At 59.2% G+C, this 18,006-nt stretch carries 18 protein-coding genes; 10 read left to right on the forward strand and 8 right to left on the reverse strand.

Going from position 1 to position 18,006, the window contains the following annotated elements:
• Window positions 1-74 precede the first annotated feature (74 nt).
• Genes EST62_RS09170 through EST62_RS09180 form a run of 3 tightly spaced genes read left to right on the forward strand, consistent with a single transcriptional unit; the run spans window position 75 to window position 2,932 of the window.
• Window positions 75-1,523, forward strand: coding sequence for a murein hydrolase activator EnvC (locus tag EST62_RS09170; RefSeq protein WP_245153574.1), 1,449 nt, complete (start codon window positions 75-77; stop codon window positions 1,521-1,523).
• Between the two features lie 13 nt (window positions 1,524-1,536).
• Complete coding sequence (locus EST62_RS09175; RefSeq protein WP_129051792.1) at window positions 1,537-2,088, forward strand: hypothetical protein; 552 nt, start codon at window positions 1,537-1,539, stop codon at window positions 2,086-2,088.
• A 10-nt stretch (window positions 2,089-2,098) separates the two neighbouring features.
• Complete coding sequence (locus EST62_RS09180) at window positions 2,099-2,932, forward strand: NAD+ synthase (RefSeq protein ID WP_129051793.1); 834 nt, start codon at window positions 2,099-2,101, stop codon at window positions 2,930-2,932.
• A gap of 107 nt (window positions 2,933-3,039) precedes the next feature.
• Here the strand turns inward: EST62_RS09180 and nadB are convergent, their stop codons facing one another.
• The 8 genes from nadB to mreC form a co-directional block, all read right to left on the reverse strand.
• Complete coding sequence (nadB, locus tag EST62_RS09185) at window positions 3,040-4,635, reverse strand: L-aspartate oxidase (RefSeq protein WP_129051794.1); 1,596 nt, start codon at window positions 4,633-4,635, stop codon at window positions 3,040-3,042.
• A 230-nt stretch (window positions 4,636-4,865) separates the two neighbouring features.
• A complete protein-coding gene (locus EST62_RS09190; RefSeq protein ID WP_129051795.1) occupies window positions 4,866-5,411 on the reverse strand; it encodes a pyruvoyl-dependent arginine decarboxylase in 546 nt (181 codons plus the stop codon).
• Window positions 5,412-5,480: 69 nt separating this feature from the next.
• On the reverse strand, window positions 5,481-6,701 hold the full coding sequence (gene tyrS / locus EST62_RS09195; protein WP_129051796.1) for a tyrosine--tRNA ligase: 1,221 nt from the start codon (window positions 6,699-6,701) through the stop codon (window positions 5,481-5,483).
• A gap of 120 nt (window positions 6,702-6,821) precedes the next feature.
• Window positions 6,822-7,298 (reverse strand): SsrA-binding protein SmpB, encoded by a 477-nt coding sequence (gene smpB, locus EST62_RS09200; protein ID WP_129051797.1) that lies wholly within the window; start codon window positions 7,296-7,298, stop codon window positions 6,822-6,824.
• Between the two features lie 337 nt (window positions 7,299-7,635).
• Window positions 7,636-9,114 (reverse strand): FAD-binding oxidoreductase, encoded by a 1,479-nt coding sequence (locus tag EST62_RS09205; protein WP_129051798.1) that lies wholly within the window; start codon window positions 9,112-9,114, stop codon window positions 7,636-7,638.
• A complete protein-coding gene (gene mrdA, locus EST62_RS09210) occupies window positions 9,114-11,021 on the reverse strand; it encodes a penicillin-binding protein 2 (RefSeq protein WP_129051799.1) in 1,908 nt (635 codons plus the stop codon). The genes EST62_RS09205 and mrdA overlap by 1 nt, the downstream gene beginning before the upstream one ends.
• Before the next feature lie 3 nt (window positions 11,022-11,024).
• Window positions 11,025-11,513 (reverse strand): rod shape-determining protein MreD, encoded by a 489-nt coding sequence (locus EST62_RS09215; protein ID WP_129051800.1) that lies wholly within the window; start codon window positions 11,511-11,513, stop codon window positions 11,025-11,027.
• A gap of 3 nt (window positions 11,514-11,516) precedes the next feature.
• The gene (mreC, locus tag EST62_RS09220) at window positions 11,517-12,410 is read right to left on the reverse strand and encodes a rod shape-determining protein MreC (RefSeq protein ID WP_245153576.1); all 894 of its coding nucleotides are present in this window, start codon (window positions 12,408-12,410) and stop codon (window positions 11,517-11,519) included.
• A 391-nt stretch (window positions 12,411-12,801) separates the two neighbouring features.
• Here mreC and EST62_RS09225 point away from each other — a divergent pair, with 391 nt between their 5' ends.
• The 7 genes from EST62_RS09225 (at window position 12,802) to EST62_RS09260 (ending at window position 17,984) form a co-directional block, all read left to right on the forward strand.
• Window positions 12,802-13,197, forward strand: a complete 396-nt coding sequence (locus EST62_RS09225; RefSeq protein ID WP_129051802.1) for a co-chaperone GroES family protein — start codon at window positions 12,802-12,804, stop codon at window positions 13,195-13,197.
• A 105-nt stretch (window positions 13,198-13,302) separates the two neighbouring features.
• Window positions 13,303-14,271 (forward strand): quinolinate synthase NadA, encoded by a 969-nt coding sequence (gene nadA, locus EST62_RS09230; RefSeq protein WP_129051803.1) that lies wholly within the window; start codon window positions 13,303-13,305, stop codon window positions 14,269-14,271.
• 158 nt (window positions 14,272-14,429) lie between these two features.
• On the forward strand, window positions 14,430-15,176 hold the full coding sequence (locus EST62_RS09235) for a hypothetical protein (protein ID WP_129051804.1): 747 nt from the start codon (window positions 14,430-14,432) through the stop codon (window positions 15,174-15,176).
• 15 nt (window positions 15,177-15,191) lie between these two features.
• The gene (locus tag EST62_RS09240; RefSeq protein ID WP_129051805.1) at window positions 15,192-16,271 is read left to right on the forward strand and encodes a pentapeptide repeat-containing protein; all 1,080 of its coding nucleotides are present in this window, start codon (window positions 15,192-15,194) and stop codon (window positions 16,269-16,271) included.
• A 44-nt stretch (window positions 16,272-16,315) separates the two neighbouring features.
• A complete protein-coding gene (locus EST62_RS09245; protein ID WP_129051806.1) occupies window positions 16,316-16,930 on the forward strand; it encodes a hypothetical protein in 615 nt (204 codons plus the stop codon).
• 264 nt (window positions 16,931-17,194) lie between these two features.
• Window positions 17,195-17,374: a hypothetical protein gene (locus EST62_RS13505; RefSeq protein WP_167599273.1), complete on the forward strand. Its 180-nt coding sequence runs from the start codon at window positions 17,195-17,197 to the stop codon at window positions 17,372-17,374.
• Between the two features lie 166 nt (window positions 17,375-17,540).
• Window positions 17,541-17,984 carry a hypothetical protein gene (locus EST62_RS09260; protein ID WP_167599276.1) on the forward strand — a complete coding sequence of 148 codons (444 nt, stop codon included), beginning with the start codon at window positions 17,541-17,543 and terminating at the stop codon, window positions 17,982-17,984.
• Window positions 17,985-18,006 lie beyond the last annotated feature (22 nt).

Consider the following 18,006-nt stretch of genomic DNA (forward strand, 5'->3'; position numbering starts at 1 on the left):
TTGAACCTGCAAGCCAGCCTGTTCACGGCGCAGGTCTCCTGATTGCAACTGTGAGCGCCAACCGATCCGATACCATGCGAATGTTTTACGGCAACCGTTCCATACCGTTTTCCCTCGTCAAGTTTGTATGTTCCTGCCTCTTCTGCGCCTTTTCGCTTACCCTTCTGCCCGCCGTCGGCAGCGCGGCAAGTGCTGAAATGAACAAGATTAATCGCGAGCGCCACCGGGTGGAGAGGACACTCAAAGACCTCAAAAAGCAGCTCTCGGAGTACCAGTCCAGGCTCAACAGCACCAAAAAGAACGAGCGCCGTTCGATTGCCGATCTGAACAATCTTCGCAAGCAGATCAAGGTCTATGAGCGCCTTATCACAGAAAACCAGACGCTTCTGGGCAGTCTTGACAAGGAGATCGACCAGCTTCAGGATCAGCTTCAGGAGAACCGCCAGACCTATCACCACGTATCCTCCGACTTTCAGCGGGTGGTTGTTGCCGCTTACAAGCATGGGGGCGACCGGAACGCCGAGTTGATGTTTTCGTCGGGATCGGTCAACGGCGCGATCGTGCGGTCGAGATATATGGGATTTCTTTCACGCTCGGTCAGCTCGAAGGTCAGCGATTTGCAGTCGAGCGCGCAGGTGATGGAGAGCAGCCGCGAGCAGCTCCAGGAGAGCTACCGGGAGAAGGAAGAGGCCATGAAGAGCCAGCAGAAGGAGTTGCAGAGCTACTCTTCGAAACAGAAGGAGAAGGAGGAGGTGCTCAACGGCATCCGGAAGGACAAGAAGACTTACGCTGCGCAGATTTCCGGCGTACGTAAAAAGCAGCGGGCGATGCAGGCCAAAATCGAGTCGCTGATTATGGCCCAGCAGGAGCTGATACGCAAGGAGCAGGAGCGCGCGCGGCTGGAGGCTTTGCGCCGCCAGCGCCTCGCCGAGGCTCGCCGCCGGAGGGCTGCGGAACGCGAACGGCTGAAGCGGCAGGCTCAACGCGAGACGCCGCCTCCGGCTCGCTCCGAAGAGGTTCCGGGAAAACCATCCCGCCAGGCTCCCGCGATTGCCGAGAAGTCTCAAGAGGAACCGCCGGCGTTTGTCGATTTCACCGAGTCGGAGATTGACCGGGTGTCGGTCGATTTCGACAAGGGCGGTTCGCTGCCGTGGCCGGTCAGTAACGGCGTCGTCGTGCGCCGGTTCGGCGCTTCTCGCGACAAGGAGCTGAACATCGTCACCATCAGCAACGGCATCGATATTTCGGTGCCGGTCGGCACGGCGGTCAAGTCGGTCTCCGGCGGCAAGGTGGTGCAGGTCACCTATCTGCCAACCTTTGGTAATGTGGTCATTGTTCGCCATCCGAAATCGTACCTTACCGTCTATGCCAATCTTGGCCGCGTGTCGGTAGCTGAGGGGGAGATCATCCGATCTCGACAGTTGCTCGGCTCATCGGTGGCTATGCCCGAAGGCGGATCGACGGTGCATTTCGAGGTCTGGAAAGGAAAGATCAAGCAGAATCCCCAGAAATGGCTCAGATAAACGGGAACGTATCATGGGTTTGAAATGGCTCTTCGCGGCGCTCTTTTCCGTGCTGTTCCGTCCGGAGGATTTCTGGCGGGATGCCCGCGAGCGATTCCGGGAGGTGAACGCGATGAAGGAGTACGCCGCGCCCGTCATTGCGCTCGTGCAGTTCGCCAAGCTGCCGTTCATCGCCGCGCCGAGGATGGCTATGCTGCTGGCGCTCATCGGCTTCACGGTCGATGTGGCCGTGCTCTGGCTGCTCACCGGAGCGATGGTTTCGCTCGCCGGGGCGGAACGTTCCGAGTCGATTCAGCACGAGGTCATGACGGCGCTCTGTTTTTCGCTGACGCCGATGTGGCTTGTCGAGCCGTTCGGCTTTGCCGGCGCATGGCGCTGGCTGGTGATGGCGGCGGCGCTCGTTTATACGCTCTTCATCGCGCGCCTCGGATTGCAGGCCATGCTCGGCAGCGGCGAGCCGGGCGTCGAAGCGTTTTCCCGGAAATCGGCTTTTCTGTTAGCCGCGGCGGCGATGATCTCTTTTTTGCTCCAGGGTGGGCTGATCCGTTTTTTCACCTCTTTCTGACTCTCGATTCATGAAACCGCACGATCTCCATCTCGATTACAGGCTGGTCGAAGCCATCCTCATTCCCTTCATTCGCAACGAGATACGGAAGTTTGGCTTCGGCTCGGTGGTGCTTGGGCTGTCGGGCGGCATCGATTCGGCTGTGGTGTGCGAGCTGGCCGCGCGAGCGCTTGGCGCGGAAAATGTGCTGGCGCTCCTGATGCCCTACAAAACGAGCAGTCAGGAGAGCCTCGATCACGCTCACTTGATGGTGGAACGGCTTGGGATCAGTTATGAAGTCACGCCGGTGACGGAGGTGGTGGATGCCTTTTTCGCGACGCGCCCCGATGCCAGCCGCCTGAGGCGCGGCAACGTGATGGCCCGGTCGCGGATGCTCTGCCTCTACGACGTCTCGGCGCGGGACGGACGGCTGGTGCTCGGCACGAGCAACAAGACCGAGCTGATGCTGGGCTACGGCACGATGTTCGGCGACATGGCCTCGGCGGTTAACCCGATCGGCGACCTCTACAAAACGCAGCTTTTCGGCCTGGCGCGCCACCTCGGTATTCCCGCCGAGCTGATCGACAAGCCGCCATCCGCCGACCTCTGGGAGGGCCAGAGCGACGAAGCCGACCTCGGTTTCAGTTACGAAGCCGTTGACCGGCTGCTCTACATGATGCTCGAAGAGCGCATGGAACGCGACGCCATTCTCTCGGAAGGCATCGAACCCGACTTCTACCAGCGGGCGCGGAAGATGGTGGTGCGCAACCAGTACAAACGCATGATGCCTGTCATCGCCAAACTCTCAAGCCGCACGCCGGGCATCGATTTCCGGTATGCTCGCGACTGGCAGGAGGTGAGGTAGGTTTGGTGGTGTGCCGGGGGTTCATTCTTATAGTACCTATAGGTCTTATAAGTCCTATAGGTACTATAAGATGAAGATGGGAAGGGCTTGAAGTTCCCGGCTTTTCCCTAAAACGACCGCAGCACGGTGTCCACCAGGTAGTGCTTGTCGTCCCTCTGCGGGAAGTCGGTGGTGTAGTGCAGGCCTCTTGATTCGCGGCGTTTGATGGCGCCCTGGATGATGAGGCTCGCGACCTTGATGATGTTGCGCAGCTCGATGACCGGCGGGGTGATCCTCGTTTTTTTATAGTAGGCTTCGGTTTCATCCTTGAGGAAATCGATGCGCCGCCGGGCGCGGTCGAGGCGCAGATCGCTCCGGACGATGCCGACGTAGTCGTTCATGATCGCCTGCGTTTCGCGCTTGTTGTGCGCCACCAGAATCCACTCCTCCGGGTTGGTTGTGCCCGAGTCGTCCCAGTCGGGGAATTCGTGCTCGATATGGATTGATTGCAGCTCCGCGCGGATGTCCTCGCTGGAGCGCCAGGCGAAGACGAGCGCTTCGAGCAGGGAGTTGCTGGCCAGCCGGTTCGCGCCGTGCACACCCGTGCAGCTCGTCTCGCCGCAGGCGTACAGACGTCCGATGGTGCTGCGCCCCCGGCTGTCCGTCCTGATGCCGCCGCAGGCGTAGTGCGCCGCCGGAACCACCGGAATCATCTCGGCGGTCATGTCGATGCCGAATTCGAGGCAGGTCTCGTGAATGTGCGGGAAGTGCTCCTTCACCCGCTCCGCGTCGAGGTGCGTCACGTCGAGAAAGACGCACTCGTCGCCGCTCTTCTTCATTTCCGAGTCGATCGCTCGCGCCACAATGTCGCGCGGAGCGAGGTTTTCGCGGCGGTCGTAGCGCTGCATGAACGCCTCGCCCTCCTTGTTGCGCAGAATGCCGCCGAAGCCGCGCACCGCTTCGGAGATCAGGAACGACTTGGCTTTCGGGTGGAACAGCGAAGTGGGGTGGAACTGGATGAACTCCATGTTGGCGATCTCCGCTCCGGCGCGATAGGCCATCGCCACGCCGTCGCCGGTGGCGATATCCGGGTTGGTTGTATGCAGATAGACGTGGCCCAGCCCGCCGGAGGCCACCATTGTCACCTTCGAGAGAATCTTTTTCGGCTTGTGGTTGAGCGTGTCGAGCACGTACGCGCCGTAGCAGGTGATGTCGTTGGTCTTGATGCCGAGGTGGTGCTCGGTGATGAGTTCGAGCGCGTAGTGGTGTTCGAGCAGCGTGATGTTGGGGTGCGCGTTGACGCGGGCCAAGAGCGCCGTTTCCACCTCGCGGCCCGTGAGGTCACGGGCGTGCACGATGCGGTTGCGCGAGTGGCCCCCCTCCTTGCCGAGGTCGAGGGTGTGATCGGGGTTAGTCGTGAACTCCACGCCAAGCTCGATGAGTCGGCGGATGTGCGCCGGCCCTTCGCGCACCAGTACACCAACCATCGCCTCGTCGCACAGGCCCGCGCCCGCGTCGAGCGTGTCGGCGATGTGCAGTTCCGGGCTGTCGTTCGGCGCGACGGTCGCCGCGATGCCGCCCTGCGCCCAGTTAGTATTCGAGGTGGAACTCTCTTTTTTGGTGATGATCGTCACCGTGGCGTGATCGGCCATGTTGATGGCGAAATACAACCCTCCGATGCCGCTGCCGATAACCAGCACATCGGTTTTCACTTCCTGTGTCATGTCTCTCTGGTGGCGTGATTGATGAGCTGCGGATAGCGCTCCCGCAGACTGCTTGCCGTTTCCCCTGAACGACGACGGCAAGGCGTAATATACGCAGTCAGGGATCAACTTCTGGCGGCGGTGAAGGCGCAAGCCCTGTCCCTGTTGCGATTTGCCAGAAAAAAGAACCGGGAATCGGTCACGCGACTGATTCCCGGTTTCAAAACGAATGTCTCGTTGTTCTGTCGCCCTTACGGCAGCAGCACCGCGCAGGAGATCACAGTTGTCCAGAGGCCGGTTTCGCCCTCGGCGGACTCGGTGATGTTGAAGGAGTTGACGATCTTGCCGCTCATCTGGTAGATGCCCTCGCGCTCGTCCCAGTCCTTGTTCGGGTCGAACTCGATGCCGAGCGTGGTGGCCAGCATCGTGGCTGCGAGGTCTTCGGCGTACTCGCCCGACTGCTCGGCGGTTTCGCCATACGGATGGTGCTCGGAGAGGTAGCCGTACTGGCTGTCGTCGGCCGGAAGCGCCACGCCGACCGAGGCGGTGATGAGCCGGTTGTTCTCGTTGGTGGAGTTACGAGCCATGACCGCGAAGGTGATTTGTCCCGGCGAAAGGTGCTTGATTCCCTCTTCGACGCTGATGCGCTCGCATTTGGGAGGAAAAATACTGGAAACCGTCACCAGGTTGCACTTTTCGATCTTGGCGTCACGCAGGGCAAGCTCGAACGAGGAGAGGTACTCTTTGTGCCTTCCGACACCCTTGGTGAAAAATACTTTTGTCGGGACGAATGACAAGGTGGTAGCTCCGGATAGAGGTTAAAGTAAGTCGTCAGATTGTGCAATTATAGGAAAAAGCGAACGCATTCAAAACGTTTTTTTTCCGCCCGCCACCTTAAAAAATTTACGCTTTCCGGCGCGGATGATGACCGGCTCATCGCTGAACTCGATGATGGCGTTGATGTCGGTGATTTTTTCCTCGCCAGCCTGCACCGCGCCCTGCTGAATCATGCGCCGCGCCTCGTTCTTCGACGGGAACGCCTTGAGCGCCATGAGCAGCTCGACGACCGGCATCGAACTCTCCTCGAACTCCACGGTCACGAGATCGTCCGGAGCCTGTTTGTTGACGATTACCCGGTCGAAGTGCTCCTCGGCTCTGGCGGCATCGTCCGCCGAGTAGTACTGCGCCACCACCTCGCGGGCGAGTTCGCGCTTCGTCTCGCGCGGATTGGCGGCGATCCGTTCGGCGATGGCCGCGCCGTTGCCGCTGTGGTGCGCCGCGAGCAGGTTCCAGTACTTTTCGATCAGGGTGTCGGGAATCGAGAGCGTCCGGCCGTACATATCCTCCGGCGTGTCGTTGAAGCAGATGGCGTTGCCGAGCGATTTGGACATCTTTTCCGTGCCATCGGTGCCGACGAGCAGCGGCATGGTGATGCACACCTGCGGCTCGATGCCGTACTCGCGCTGGAGGTCGCGCCCGACGAGCAGGTTGAACTTCTGGTCGGTGCCGCCAAGCTCCACGTCGTTTTTCAGATGCACCGAGTCCATGCCCTGCGCGAGCGGGTAGAGAAATTCGTGGATCGAGATCGGCGTCTGCGAACGGTAGCGCTTCTCGAAATCATCGCGCTCCAGCATTCGCGCCACCGTGTAGTGGCTTGCGAGCCGGATCACGTCGGCGAACTGCATCTTGCCGAGCCAGTCGGCGTTGTAGCAGATGGTGGTCTTTTCGGGATCGAGGATTTTCGAGGCCTGCTCAAAGTAGCTCTTGCCGTTCTCGCGAGCCTCCCCGGCGGTGAGCTGCGGGCGGGTCTTGCTCTTGCCCGACGGATCGCCGATCATGGCCGTGAAGTCGCCGATGATGAGAATCGCCTCGTGGCCCAAGTCCTGAAATTCACGCAATTTGCGCAGCACCACCGAGTGGCCGAGGTGCAGGTCGGGGCGCGACGGATCGGCGCCGAGCTTGATTTTGAGCGGCGTGCCGGTCACGATCGATTTCTGGAGTTTCTTTTCAAGCTCGTCGGTGCTGATGACCTCGACGGTGTTGTTGACGATGATATCGAGCTGTTCCTTGACAGGTGGAAAGTGCATGGCAAATGGAAATGTCGTCTGGTTTAATACTCCGGCAACTGACAATCGCAATCGCCGCCGTTGTAAGAGATTGGGCTAAAGCCCCTGTTTATTGTTGATACAGCATAATTGTCAGGTCAATTAATACTGTTTTTTGAGCTGCTGCAACTGCCGTTCGGCGTCGCGGTTTTTGATCGTCTCGCGCTTGTCGTAGAGCTTTTTGCCGCGGGCCAGGCCGAGTTCGATCTTGAGTACGCCGCGCTTGTTGAAGTACGCCTTGAGCGGAATGAGGGTCAGCCCTTTTTCGCTGATTTTGGATTGCAGGCGCAGAATCTCCGCCTTGTGCAGCAAGAGGCGGCGGCTGCGTTTGGGTTCGAGTTCGTCGAGCGTGTTGTGCACGTAGGGGGTGATCTGCATGTTTTCGAGCCACACCTGGCCGTGGTGGATCATGGCATAGCTCTCGCTGAGGCTCGCCTTGCCGAGCCGCACCGACTTCACCTCGCTGCCGAGCAGTTCGATGCCCGCCTCGAAGGTGTCGAAGATTTCGAACTCGAACCGCGCCTTGCGGTTGCTGATCACCGTCACATATTCCGGCTTGCCTTGCTGCTTTTTTGCCAACGGATTATCTCTCTGGTTTCGTGTTCATAATGGCGTGAGGCTGTCTCAAAAACGGTTATCATGATCATCGGTTGTGTCGGAAGCGGCGACTGGTGCACAGAAGCCACGCTTACATTCCGAAGGGTTTTAACCCTTCGGACATTCAACACTCTTGCATTTATCATTGCCCCGGTCTTCAGACCGGGGTGACGTGCCCCTCACCTCTTTTTATTATTCCGGCAACAACCGATGACAACTATCGCCAAAGTCAAGAGATTGGGCTAAAGCCCTTATTAATTTTGTTTTATCCATAACCCCCGGACTAAAGTCCAGGGCAAATGTTCAAGAGTTTGAGCGCCTACTCCTGATAATACTCTACCGGAATCACATTCCCGATGTTGAGCACAAGATAAGGGTCGAGCGCTTTTTTTACACGCACCATTTCCATGATCCCTGTCGCGCCGAACATCTGCACCAGATATTCGCTCTTCAGCTTGCCGATGCCGTGCTCTGCCGAGAGGGTTCCGCCCATCGCGAGCACGTTGGCGACGAGCTGGCGGTAGAGCGTTTTGGCGCGGAGGAACTCCTCGTGGTTTCGCGGCAAAATGTTCAGGTGCAGGTGCGCGTTGCCGATGTGGCCGAAGATGATGTACGTGAATCCTTCGCGCTCGCAGGCGTCGCGGTAGAGGCGGAACAGGTCGGCGAAGCGCTCGTCGGGCAGCGCCATATCGGTGCTCACCTTGCTTTCGCGCTGGCGGCCGAGCCATTCGTTGACCAGCACCGGCAGTTGATGGCGGAAGTCGCGCAGCCTCTGTAGCCCCTCGCTGTCGAGCGCCGCCCAGCTCTTTTCGACCGGCGAGCCGCACCGCTCCATCAGGTCGAGCCACGCTTCGAGGCAAGCGTCCTCGGCTGCGGCGGTTGTCTCCTCCTCGAAGTAGATCGCGCCCGCCGTCTCCGTCGGTATCTCGCTGTAGCGCTGCCGGAGGAACTCCAGCGCTCGCCGGTCGAAGAGTTCGAGCGCTCGCGGCTTCACGCCGCCGCTTCCGGCGCGCGCCTGCTTCACGAAGTCGAGCAGCTCCTCCTCGCTCCGGAACCAGGCGACGCAGGCGATCACCCGCTCCGGCGCCGGTCGCAGAAGCAGTGTCGCTTCGACGATGACGCCGAGCGTGCCCTCCGAGCCGATGAAGAGGTCGATGAGGTCCATGCCCGGCTCCGACCAGTAGCCCGCGTTGTGCTTCGAGGTGGTCGGCATCGGGTAGTCGGGAATCCGGAAGGTTACGCGACCGGCGAGCGGCAGGTCGAGCGTGAAGCGTCCGTCGGCGTCCGCGAAGTGCTGGCCGCGTTTGATCTCCAGCAGATCGCCCTGCGGCAGCGCGATTGTCAGCGCCTGCACGTGGTTGCGCGTCGGGCCGTACTTGAGCGAGCGCGAGCCGCTGGAGTTGTTGGAGATGGTGCTGCCGATGAAGCAGGTTTTTTCGGTCGGGTCGGGCGGGTAGAACCAGCCAGCCGCTGCGGCTTTCGACTGAACATCCTGCAACAGCGCCCCGCCCTGCACACGCAGGAGCGCCCGTCCGTCGCCCGCCGGTTCCGGCTCGCCGATGCGGTCGAGCTTCTGCATGGCGATGACGTGGTCGCCGAAGGGAATCCGCGCTCCGGTGGTGCCGGTGCCGTTGCCCGCGATGGTGTAGCGCCGCGCGTCCGCCACTGCGTCACGCAACAGCGCCGCGACCTCCTCCGGCGTTTCGGGGAAGAAGACGCCCGGCGTCCAGCCGTTTTTCAGGTTGCTCGTATCTTCGAGAAAGCCCGCGATCGTCGCCGATTCGGTTTTAAAATTCATCAGTCTGCACTCTCCTGTCCGTCCTGCGGAGCCGTGCCGGTGCTGTCCGGAGCGGAGCTGGCGGGTTGCGGTGGTTTTCCGGCGCTCAGCGAATCGTTGAGCGCTTTGACTTTGGCGACGGCTTTTACGCCGACATTACCCTGTTGTGGTTTGTTCTTTTCGACAAGGTAATAGTTCATCATCTCCCGCGCGATCGGGGCGGAGATGCTGCCGCCGAAACCGGCGTTTTCGACCAGCACCGCAATGGCGATTTTCGGGTGATCCACCGGCGCGAAGCAGATGAACCAGGCGTGATCCTTGCCGTGCGGGTTCTGCGCCGTGCCGGTCTTGCCCGCCACCGTCACGCCCGCCACCTGCGCCAGCGTGCCGGTGCCCTCCTTGTTATTCACCACGCCCTGCATCGACTCCTTGATGATTTTGAAGGTCTCTTTCGAGACCGGCAGGGTGCGCGATTCATGCGGAACCGGAACGTAAATGCCGGTGCGCGTGTCGCGGTACCCCCTGACGATGTGCGGTTCGTGCCACGTGCCCTCGTTACCCAAAGTGGCGGTATAGTTGGCCAGTTGCAGCGGCGTGGCCCCAAGCTCGCCCTGTCCGATGCCGAGGCTGACCAGGTAGCCTTTCGTCCAGCGCCCTTCGCCGTAACGCTTGTTGTAATATTTGGTTGTCGGCAACAGACCTCGCCGTTCGCCAGGCAGGTCGATGCCCTCGCGCTGGCCGAATCCAAACATTTTGCCATACTTGTCCCACGTGTCGAGGCCGACCCTGAGCATGAGCTGGTAGAAGTAGATGTTGCAGGACTCGATGATCGCTTTTTTCATGTTGACCGTGCCGTGGGCGTGGCCGCCGTGGCAGTGGAAGGTGCGTCTGCCGAAGTTCCAGCCGCCGGTGCAGAAGATGGTGTCTTCGGGTTTGATGACCCCCTCTTCGAGTCCGGCGATGGCCAGCACCATTTTGTAGGTGGAACCGGGCGGATAGACCGCCTGGATGGCGCGGTTGAAGAGCGGCTTTTCGGGTGAAAAGACGATGTCGGCCCACTCTTTTTTGCGGGTCTTGCCGTTGAGGATGTCGAGGTCGAAATCGGGTTCGCTGCACAGCGCCAAGACGCCGCCGTCCGAGGGGTCGATGGCCACCACCGCGCCCGATTTGCCCGTCGCCCGGAGCAGCTTTTCGGCAAGCTCCTGAAGGCCCGCGTCGATGGTGAGGTAGAGGTCGTTGCCCTTGACGGAGGGAACATCGTTTTGGCCGTCGTTGTACTTGCCGACCAGCATTCCGAGCGGATTGACCAGCTCGAAGCGCGCGCCCTTCTCTCCCCGGAGTTCGTCTTCGTAGGTTCGTTCGAGGCCGGAAAAGCCGATTTTGTCGTCCGGCGTGTAGCCCCGTTCGGCCAAGGTGTCGAGCTGCGCCTTGCTGACATTGCGCAGGTAGCCGAACAGGTGCGTACCGCGGAACAGCTCGCTGTATTTGCGCTTGTCCTCGATCTCGATGATGACGCCGGGCAGCCGCCAGAGGTTCTCGCTGATGCGGGCCACGACGAACTCGTTCAGGTCGCGGTAAACGGTCGAAACGGCGAATGGGCTGTAATCATTGGCCTGTTCGACTCGCTCCCTGAGTTCATCGACCGGAATTTCAAGCAGGTTGGCCAGGTACGGCACGCTCGATGGGCGCAGTTCCGAAGGGATGATCTTGAGCGTGTAGAGCGCCCGGTTTTCGAGCACGGTCGCGCCGTTGCGGTCGATAAAATGGCCTCTCGGCGCTTGCTCCCGTATTCGCCTGACGCTTCCCGATCTCGAACCGATGTCGTCATGCCGGACAATCTGAAGCCACGCCAGACGCCCCGTAAAAAACAGGAATGCGGCTGCTACGAGAACAATGGTCAGCTTGATTCCGCGCTGAAAATCGTCCATGGCTCAATCCTTCAGCAGTTTTTTCAGACCGAAGTGAAAGGCGAGCACGGCGAGCGCCATGCTCATGAGGGTGCCGATGATGACCGTCTCCGGGAGCCTGATGTAGAGTGGGAGCGAGAGCGGGTCGGAGAGGATCGACTGAAGCAGATTGCCGACGATGAGGGCAGTCAGGGTCGCGAAGTAGAACATGCGCTTTTTCTTGACCGAGGTTGCGTGGCTCTCTTCGGGCACATGGAAGAAGCCCGCCGCGAAGCCCTCAACCGTACCCGTGAGCGCCGACAGGCCGAGGTTGCCCGACAGGATGCCTGCAAGCAGGCCCGTCGCGAAGCCGAAGGAGGTGCCGGTTCTCTGGCCTACCGACATGGAGATAAAGGCGATGAAGATGGCCAGAATGTCTGGCGATACATGCAGAACGAGCAGCCTCGAAAAGAGGAAGCGCTGCAAGAAAGCCAGAATGACCGCAATAGTTATATAGAGAAAATATTTTTTCAAAAGTCAGGGCCGTTTGTCGTTTGTTGGCTGTGGTTGCTGCTGCGTCGCCTGGTTTACGCTCCCTTTTTCCGGAATGTCAGGCGACTGCATCAGCTCGATTTTTTCCATCGACGGTTTCGCCAGTGAGATGAGCACCCACGACAACGATGAAAAATCGACCGCCAGACGCACATCGACCTTGTAGAAAAGTTTGTCTTTCGATACGCGGATGATCTGGCCGACCGGAATGCCCCGGCTGGCGAAGGTGCTGTAATCGGAGGTCGTCACCCGTTCGCCCACGAGCAGCTTGCTGCTGACCGGCACGTGATCCAGCATGGCCAGGCGTTCGTTGCCGTTCCGCCAGGCCAGCAGGCCGTTGGTGCGGGTGCTGTCGCTGACGACGCTCACCATGAAGTTCCGGTTGATGACCGGCATCACCTTCGCGTAGTTGGCGGAGACTTCGATGACGCGGCCAACCAGTCCGTCGGGCGTCAGCACGGCCATGTCTTTGGCGATGCCCCGGCGCGAGCCGGCGTCGATGATGAGCATGTTGTCTGTCGAGCTGAAGCGCCGGTCAACCACGCGGGCGACCTTGTAGTTGCCGACCCATTGCGGCGCAGTCGCCTGAATGGCGTTCAGCGCGCTGGCGTCACGGAGCACCGCCTGCTGGCGCAGGAGCTGGCTGAAGAGTCGCGCGTTTTGCAGAAAGAGCTGCCGGTTGTCCCGTTCCAGCGTAAAAATAGCGGCAGCGTCGGTGAACTGCCGGGATATGGCTGCGTTGATGACGAGCCCGCGCTCGCGGATCGCATCGAGCGTCTCCTTGCGCTGAAGCTGCATGAGCATGATGGAGAGAGCGCAATACAGCAGAAAATAGAGATATGCGGTATGCTTGGCGATAAAACGGAAAAAGCTCGACACGTCCGTTGTCTTCCTGGTTAACACATTGGCGCACTTCCTGCCTCCTGTTTTTCCGGCGAGAAACCGGAACAGGTGTTGTCAGGGTGATCTTGTTTTGCAATAGTCTTGATTCGGTAGCCTCGATCCGGAGCGTTGGCGGCCGGACGGTACTGGCAACGAAACGAAAATATAACAGATAGAGCGGCTTTTCTCCGATGAATTTTTCAGCCATGCCGTTGCTTCGGAACTGCCGGGCTGAAAACCGTTTTTTTGCTTTTTGGGCTGAAATGACGATTTTGAGCATCACGACCGTCGGTCGAGGAAGCGTTCGCGCCAGATGGTGGCGAGTTTCTCTCCATCCGGCGCGTCAGCCCGGCATACGGGAACTCTTGCCAAAATATTGCAACAGCGCATGTTATTTGACAAACGCAGAAACGCTACGGATAAATTCATCGTCGTCGGAGACCGGGTGCTCATCAAGCCGAAATCGCTTGACGAAACAACCAAATCGGGCATTTACCTTCCGCCGGGCGTTCAGGAGAAGGCCAAAATCCAGAGCGGCTACGTGCTCAAAACCGGCCCGGGCTATCCGGTCGGCCCGCCCTCCGACAACGACGAGCCGTGGAAAGAGCGGGCCGAAACGCCGCAATACATTCCGCTTCAGGCCAAAACCGGCGATCTGGCGATCTTTGTCCAGAACAGCGCTTACGAGATCGAGTACGCGGAGGAGCGCTATCTGATCGTGCCCAATTCTGCCATTCTCCTTCTGATCCGGGAAGACGACGACCTGGAAGACTATCTGAGTTGAATCACCGGAGAGGGGCGGATTGGCGTCCGCCTTCCAGTTCCGGCTCTGCTCCTCTTCGGCTGTCGAGGAGCCTTTTTTTATTCATTTTTTTTCCGATGTATCGATATGACCACAGCAACCGATATGCAGAAAGAGGCGGCGGGCTTTTCGACCCAAGAGCTGCTCCAGAGAGTCGAGGCGCTCAAAAAGGAGATGAACGCCGTCATTCTCGCCCACTACTACACGTTGCCGGAGATCCAGCAGGCGGCGGACATTGTGGGCGACAGCCTCGCGCTCGCGCGGGCCGCGGAGCAGAACTCGGCGGACGTGATCGTCTTTGCCGGGGTTTACTTCATGGCCGAGACCGCCAAGATTCTCAACCCCGGCAAGCTGGTGCTCATGCCCGACGCAGGCGCTGGGTGCCCCTTGGCCGACAGTTGCCCGGAGGAGGAGTTCCGCGCTTTCCGAGAGGCGCACCCCGACGCCATCGCCATCACCTACGTCAACTCGACGGCGGCGATCAAGAAGCTCTCGGACATCATATGCACCTCGTCCAACGCCGTGCATATCGTGCGCCAGATTCCGCCGGAGCAGCAGATCATCTTCGGCCCCGACCGCAACCTCGGCGCGTGGGTGAAAAAGCAGACGGGGCGCGACATGCTGCTCTGGCAGGGCTTCTGCTACGTGCACGAAGCCTACTCCGAGCTTTACATGATCCAGTCGAAAGCGATGCATCCCGGCGCGGAGCTGATCGCCCATCCTGAGTGCCGCGAGGAGGTGCTGCGCCACGCCTCGTTCGTCGGCTCGACCTCGGCCTTGCTCGACTACACCGAAAAGAGTCCGTCGCAGAGCTTCATCGTGGCCACCGAGCCGGGCATTCTCTACGAAATGGAGAAGCGCTCGCCCGGAAAAACCTTCATCCCCGCGCCCAAAGACCCCGCCAACCCGCGCAGTGTCTGCAAGCAGATGAAGCAGAACACCCTCGAAAAGCTCTACCTCTGCATGGTGAATCGCGCACCGGAGATCACCGTTGACGAGCAGCTCCGCGAAGGAGCGCTGAAGTCGATCCGGCGAATGCTCGAAATGTCCGCCTGATCCGTCGCCGCCGCCGGGCCGCCACTCCGTTCGACAAGCGTTGCGGCCCGGCAAAATCTCCGTCCGTCCGTTCCTCCGCTGTTGCCGCTGTTCTCCGATTCTGCGTATCTTGCTTTTGAAGTGCTCTTTGATTATCAATCCTTTCAGCAAGAATTCTCATGCGCTTTCTGACCCTTCGCATCGCCGCCATCACGGCGCTTTTCTTCGCCCAGCAATTCCAGCCCGACGCCAACGCTTGGCACGACAAAACCCATCTCACCGTCGCCGAGGCCGCCGGGTTCGACCTCTGGTACAGCGCCGCCGCGCCCGACGTGGCCAAGTCGAAAGAGATGTTCGGCCCGGTCGAAAGCCCGAACCACTACTACAACAACAACGCCAACAAGCGGGTCACGCCCGAAATGGTGATGGCGCAGGTCGGGCGCTACAACCAGCCGGGCGACGACGAAGGGCATCTGTACGGCGCGATCATCGGTGCGGTCAGGGATTACCGGGCGATGAAAAAGAGCGGCAAATACGCGAACTATCCGCTGGTCTATTGCGCCCACTATTGCGGCGACCTCTCCATGCCGCTGCACAACACCCGCTACGACGACTTCAACAAAGAGCGCCACAGCATCAATGACGGCATCATCGAGAACAGCGTGCGCCGCAACATCGGCTATATCCAGCGCATGATGCGTCCGCCGGTTATCAACAGCGAAGCCGATCTGGCGCGTGAGATCGCCGTCGTCGCCGAATCGGCCCGCAAGCTCGGCCTGAAGATCCGGAGGGAAAAGCGCGACATGAGCGTCGATGAGACCTACACCCAGGTGATCCGCAGCGCCTCGCTTTTCAACGCCATTCTCGCCTGGCTCGAAAGAACGCAGACGCCCACCGGCGAAAGAGCTGCGGCCATAACGAATTGATTTTCCGCAAGTTGCATGGCTGAAAAGAAACATCTCGACAGGCTCAGGGCTGGAGTCGGAAGCTGGAACCACTGGCGCAAAGCGCAGCCGGAAATCCGGCCCGACCTCAGCCAGGCCGATTTCAGCGCCGCCGACCTGAAAGGCATCGATCTTTCGGAGGCCGACCTCACCGGCGCGACGTTTGCGAAAGCGAAGCTCTCCGGCGCGGATTTGCGCGGGGCCGATCTGCGCGGAGCCGACCTGTCGGGCGCGCGGCTCGACGGCATAAACCTGAGCCGCAGCACCATCGATCTTTCCACGCGCTACGACGGCGTCACGGGGTGCCAGATCGGCGTCAACGGCCTCTACTCGCCCTCGACCGACTCGGCGGCTCTGGTGCGCCTCGACCCGTCCGGCAACTCCATGCAGGGATCCAACGCCGAGGCGGTGGTCGAAAGCCTGCGCCACGCCCGCAAGCTGCACACCTTTTCGGTGACACTCGCCGGAATCGCCCTCTTGTTCATCGTCATCAAGCCCAAAACCATCACCCTGCCGTACCTGGCCGGGTCGTTCAAGTTCGATGATTTCAGCTATGCCTTTCTGGCCACCATTCTCTCGACGGCGCTCCTGAGCCAGGTCGCCTCGTTCATCGACTCGGCGCTGCAAGGCGCGCGCTACCTCAACGACCGGCGGGCGGCGATGCTGGTCGGCCACTTTCCGTGGCTGCTTTCCAAGTACGAGAGCGACCCGGCGAACCAGCGCCAGGCGCGGATTCTGCGCTTTTTCATGATCTTCCATCCGATGATTTACCTCTACTTTTTCGTCAAGTGGAGCGCCCTCGGCGTCGGCGACTGGGACTCGGTCATCCGGCACTACGAGCAGATGCCGGTCATTTTCGGCGAATACCTCCTGCCGGTGATCTACGTCATTCTCATCCGCATCTGCCTGCACCTCTTCCGGCTCTCCGAAGGCTTTCAGAAGCCCATCCTCTTCGATGCCGAAACCGAACGCAGCCGTCGCACCGATATGGAACGCCTCACCGAAGCCTTCGAGCGCCAGTCCACGCTTACCGCCGAACTGGTCGAGGTGCTGAAAAAGAGGGGAGAGAAGGGGTGAGAATGACTTGTAATCGCCAGATTTTATCTAAACTCTTGTGAAGCATGAGCAGATTTTCAGTTGTTTCGATGCGCCGAATTGGTGTTCTGTTTTTCTTTTCGATCCTGACGCTTTTCGCGGATTGCGGCCAAGCCATGGCTCGCAGGCAATCCTTTGACGAAGCGGCGGCTGGGGTAGTCAATGCCTTCAGGTCGAGAGACCAGGCCCGGTTGAACCGCTTTGTTAATTCAGAGCAAGGCGTGATCGTCATGTATCGCGAGGGTGTTTACAACGTTTTCAAAGCTGTTTCAAGGATCGATTTCGCAAAGCCCGTGCCGGGATATTTTCCCTATCCGAAGCTCAGTAGCGCAGCGCCGCTCAGGTACGCGCCGTTGCCGGAGTACGATTGCCAGCGCGAGGCGTGGTCGAAAACCGGCCTGTTCTGCGACCCAAAACACCGGGATGTTTTGTTGAGCACCACGGCGATTAACCTGAAGCGGAACGGACTGAAGGAGATTTCGCAGGAAACGATCGACCGCTTTCGAGCGCTCGAAGCGAAAAGCGTTCGGGTCGTACTGGTTGACGTGAATGGAAACGATCTGGTGTTTTATCTGACGAGAATCGGCGAGCGCTGGTATTTGACCATCCTCGACCGCGTCTCCAGCGATTGCGGCGCTTGAGCATGGAAAGATGATTTGTGCGGCTGGGTCTTTGAAAAGAAGCGTTCCCGGAGAAATCGATAAAAATTACTGGAGCACCATTCTTTTCTGTCATGCTGAGCGAAGCGAAGCATCCAGCGCCATTTTACCGTTGCATCGAGCGGCTTTGATGTCGGAATCACGTTTTTTGCTTCGGTAAGGCGTATCTTTTTATGCGTCGTTTGTACTTATAACTGTTCACAGGTTTACCCCAAACCATGTTGCCACTCTCACTTGCGAGCATTAATGAAGCGCATCTTCTGCCTCTCCGAAGGCTTCCAGAAGCCGATCCTTTTCGATGCCGAAACCGAACGCAACCGCCGAACCGACATGGAACGCCTCACCGAAGCCTTCGAGCGCCAGTCCACGCTTACCGCCGAACTGGTCGAGCTGCTGAGAAAGCGGGAGGGGAAGAGGGGAGAGTGATGAATTGGGGAAGAGCGGGAGAGCTTACATTGTAGAATCAACATGTTTTGTCAGCCTGTCAGTGAGCGAACAAGCGAATGGTTCCGATACTCGACATTGACAAAATGGCAGCAATAGGCTTCGTGGTTTGCCTTAGATCAATAAAACCAGTTACAAGGAGAATCACATGTCAAAAACCGCATTGCTTCCCACGGTAACAGCTGTACGCATGGTCTGGGCCATGTCGGGCAAGTTTTCCAATGATGCCCCTTCGCAAACCATGGCTACCTACGTCGAGGATGTGCTGAAGGGCATTGAAGAGCAGGCACCGCAAATCAGCGATGACGAACGCAGTTATGTGACGAGCGCCGTCGCCACGATGAAAGCCAGTCTGCGCAGTATCGATGTTGTTTACAAGGGGCGTGACCTTAATTTCAAGGAAAACGAGAAGCTGCGTAGCGCTTACCTTGAATCGGTAAAAGAAAGTCTGGATTTTGGAAATAAAGCCCAGGACTTTCTTAAGTCACTGCCTGCGATGACCATTGCGGGCGCGGGAGGAGCCTGTTCAGATAAGTGTGTAAACGGTCGTTTTCATAGAGGCATCCTTCCCTCGAATTTAATGGAAAACTGATTGATAACCGCCCCCCAGTTTT

It is taken from the genome of Chlorobaculum sp. 24CR, assembly GCF_004118635.1.
Lineage (GTDB): Bacteria > Bacteroidota > Chlorobiia > Chlorobiales > Chlorobiaceae > Chlorobaculum.

Bases quoted from the DNA above. Each gene is read 5' to 3' on its own strand.
- EST62_RS09170 (WP_245153574.1), top strand. From the start codon at position 75: ATGCGAATGTTTTACGGCAACCGTTCCATACCGTTTTCCCTCGTCAAG.
- EST62_RS09175 (WP_129051792.1), top strand. From the start codon at position 1,537: ATGGGTTTGAAATGGCTCTTCGCGGCGCTCTTTTCCGTGCTGTTCCGT.
- EST62_RS09180 (WP_129051793.1), top strand. From the start codon at position 2,099: ATGAAACCGCACGATCTCCATCTCGATTACAGGCTGGTCGAAGCCATC.
- nadB (WP_129051794.1), bottom strand. From the start codon at position 4,635: ATGACACAGGAAGTGAAAACCGATGTGCTGGTTATCGGCAGCGGCATC.
- tyrS (WP_129051796.1), bottom strand. From the start codon at position 6,701: ATGCACTTTCCACCTGTCAAGGAACAGCTCGATATCATCGTCAACAAC.
- EST62_RS09205 (WP_129051798.1), bottom strand. From the start codon at position 9,114: ATGAATTTTAAAACCGAATCGGCGACGATCGCGGGCTTTCTCGAAGAT.
- mrdA (WP_129051799.1), bottom strand. From the start codon at position 11,021: ATGGACGATTTTCAGCGCGGAATCAAGCTGACCATTGTTCTCGTAGCA.
- EST62_RS09225 (WP_129051802.1), top strand. From the start codon at position 12,802: ATGTTATTTGACAAACGCAGAAACGCTACGGATAAATTCATCGTCGTC.
- nadA (WP_129051803.1), top strand. From the start codon at position 13,303: ATGACCACAGCAACCGATATGCAGAAAGAGGCGGCGGGCTTTTCGACC.
- EST62_RS09235 (WP_129051804.1), top strand. From the start codon at position 14,430: ATGCGCTTTCTGACCCTTCGCATCGCCGCCATCACGGCGCTTTTCTTC.
- EST62_RS09240 (WP_129051805.1), top strand. From the start codon at position 15,192: ATGGCTGAAAAGAAACATCTCGACAGGCTCAGGGCTGGAGTCGGAAGC.
- EST62_RS09245 (WP_129051806.1), top strand. From the start codon at position 16,316: ATGAGCAGATTTTCAGTTGTTTCGATGCGCCGAATTGGTGTTCTGTTT.
- EST62_RS13505 (WP_167599273.1), top strand. From the start codon at position 17,195: ATGAAGCGCATCTTCTGCCTCTCCGAAGGCTTCCAGAAGCCGATCCTT.
- EST62_RS09260 (WP_167599276.1), top strand. From the start codon at position 17,541: ATGTCAAAAACCGCATTGCTTCCCACGGTAACAGCTGTACGCATGGTC.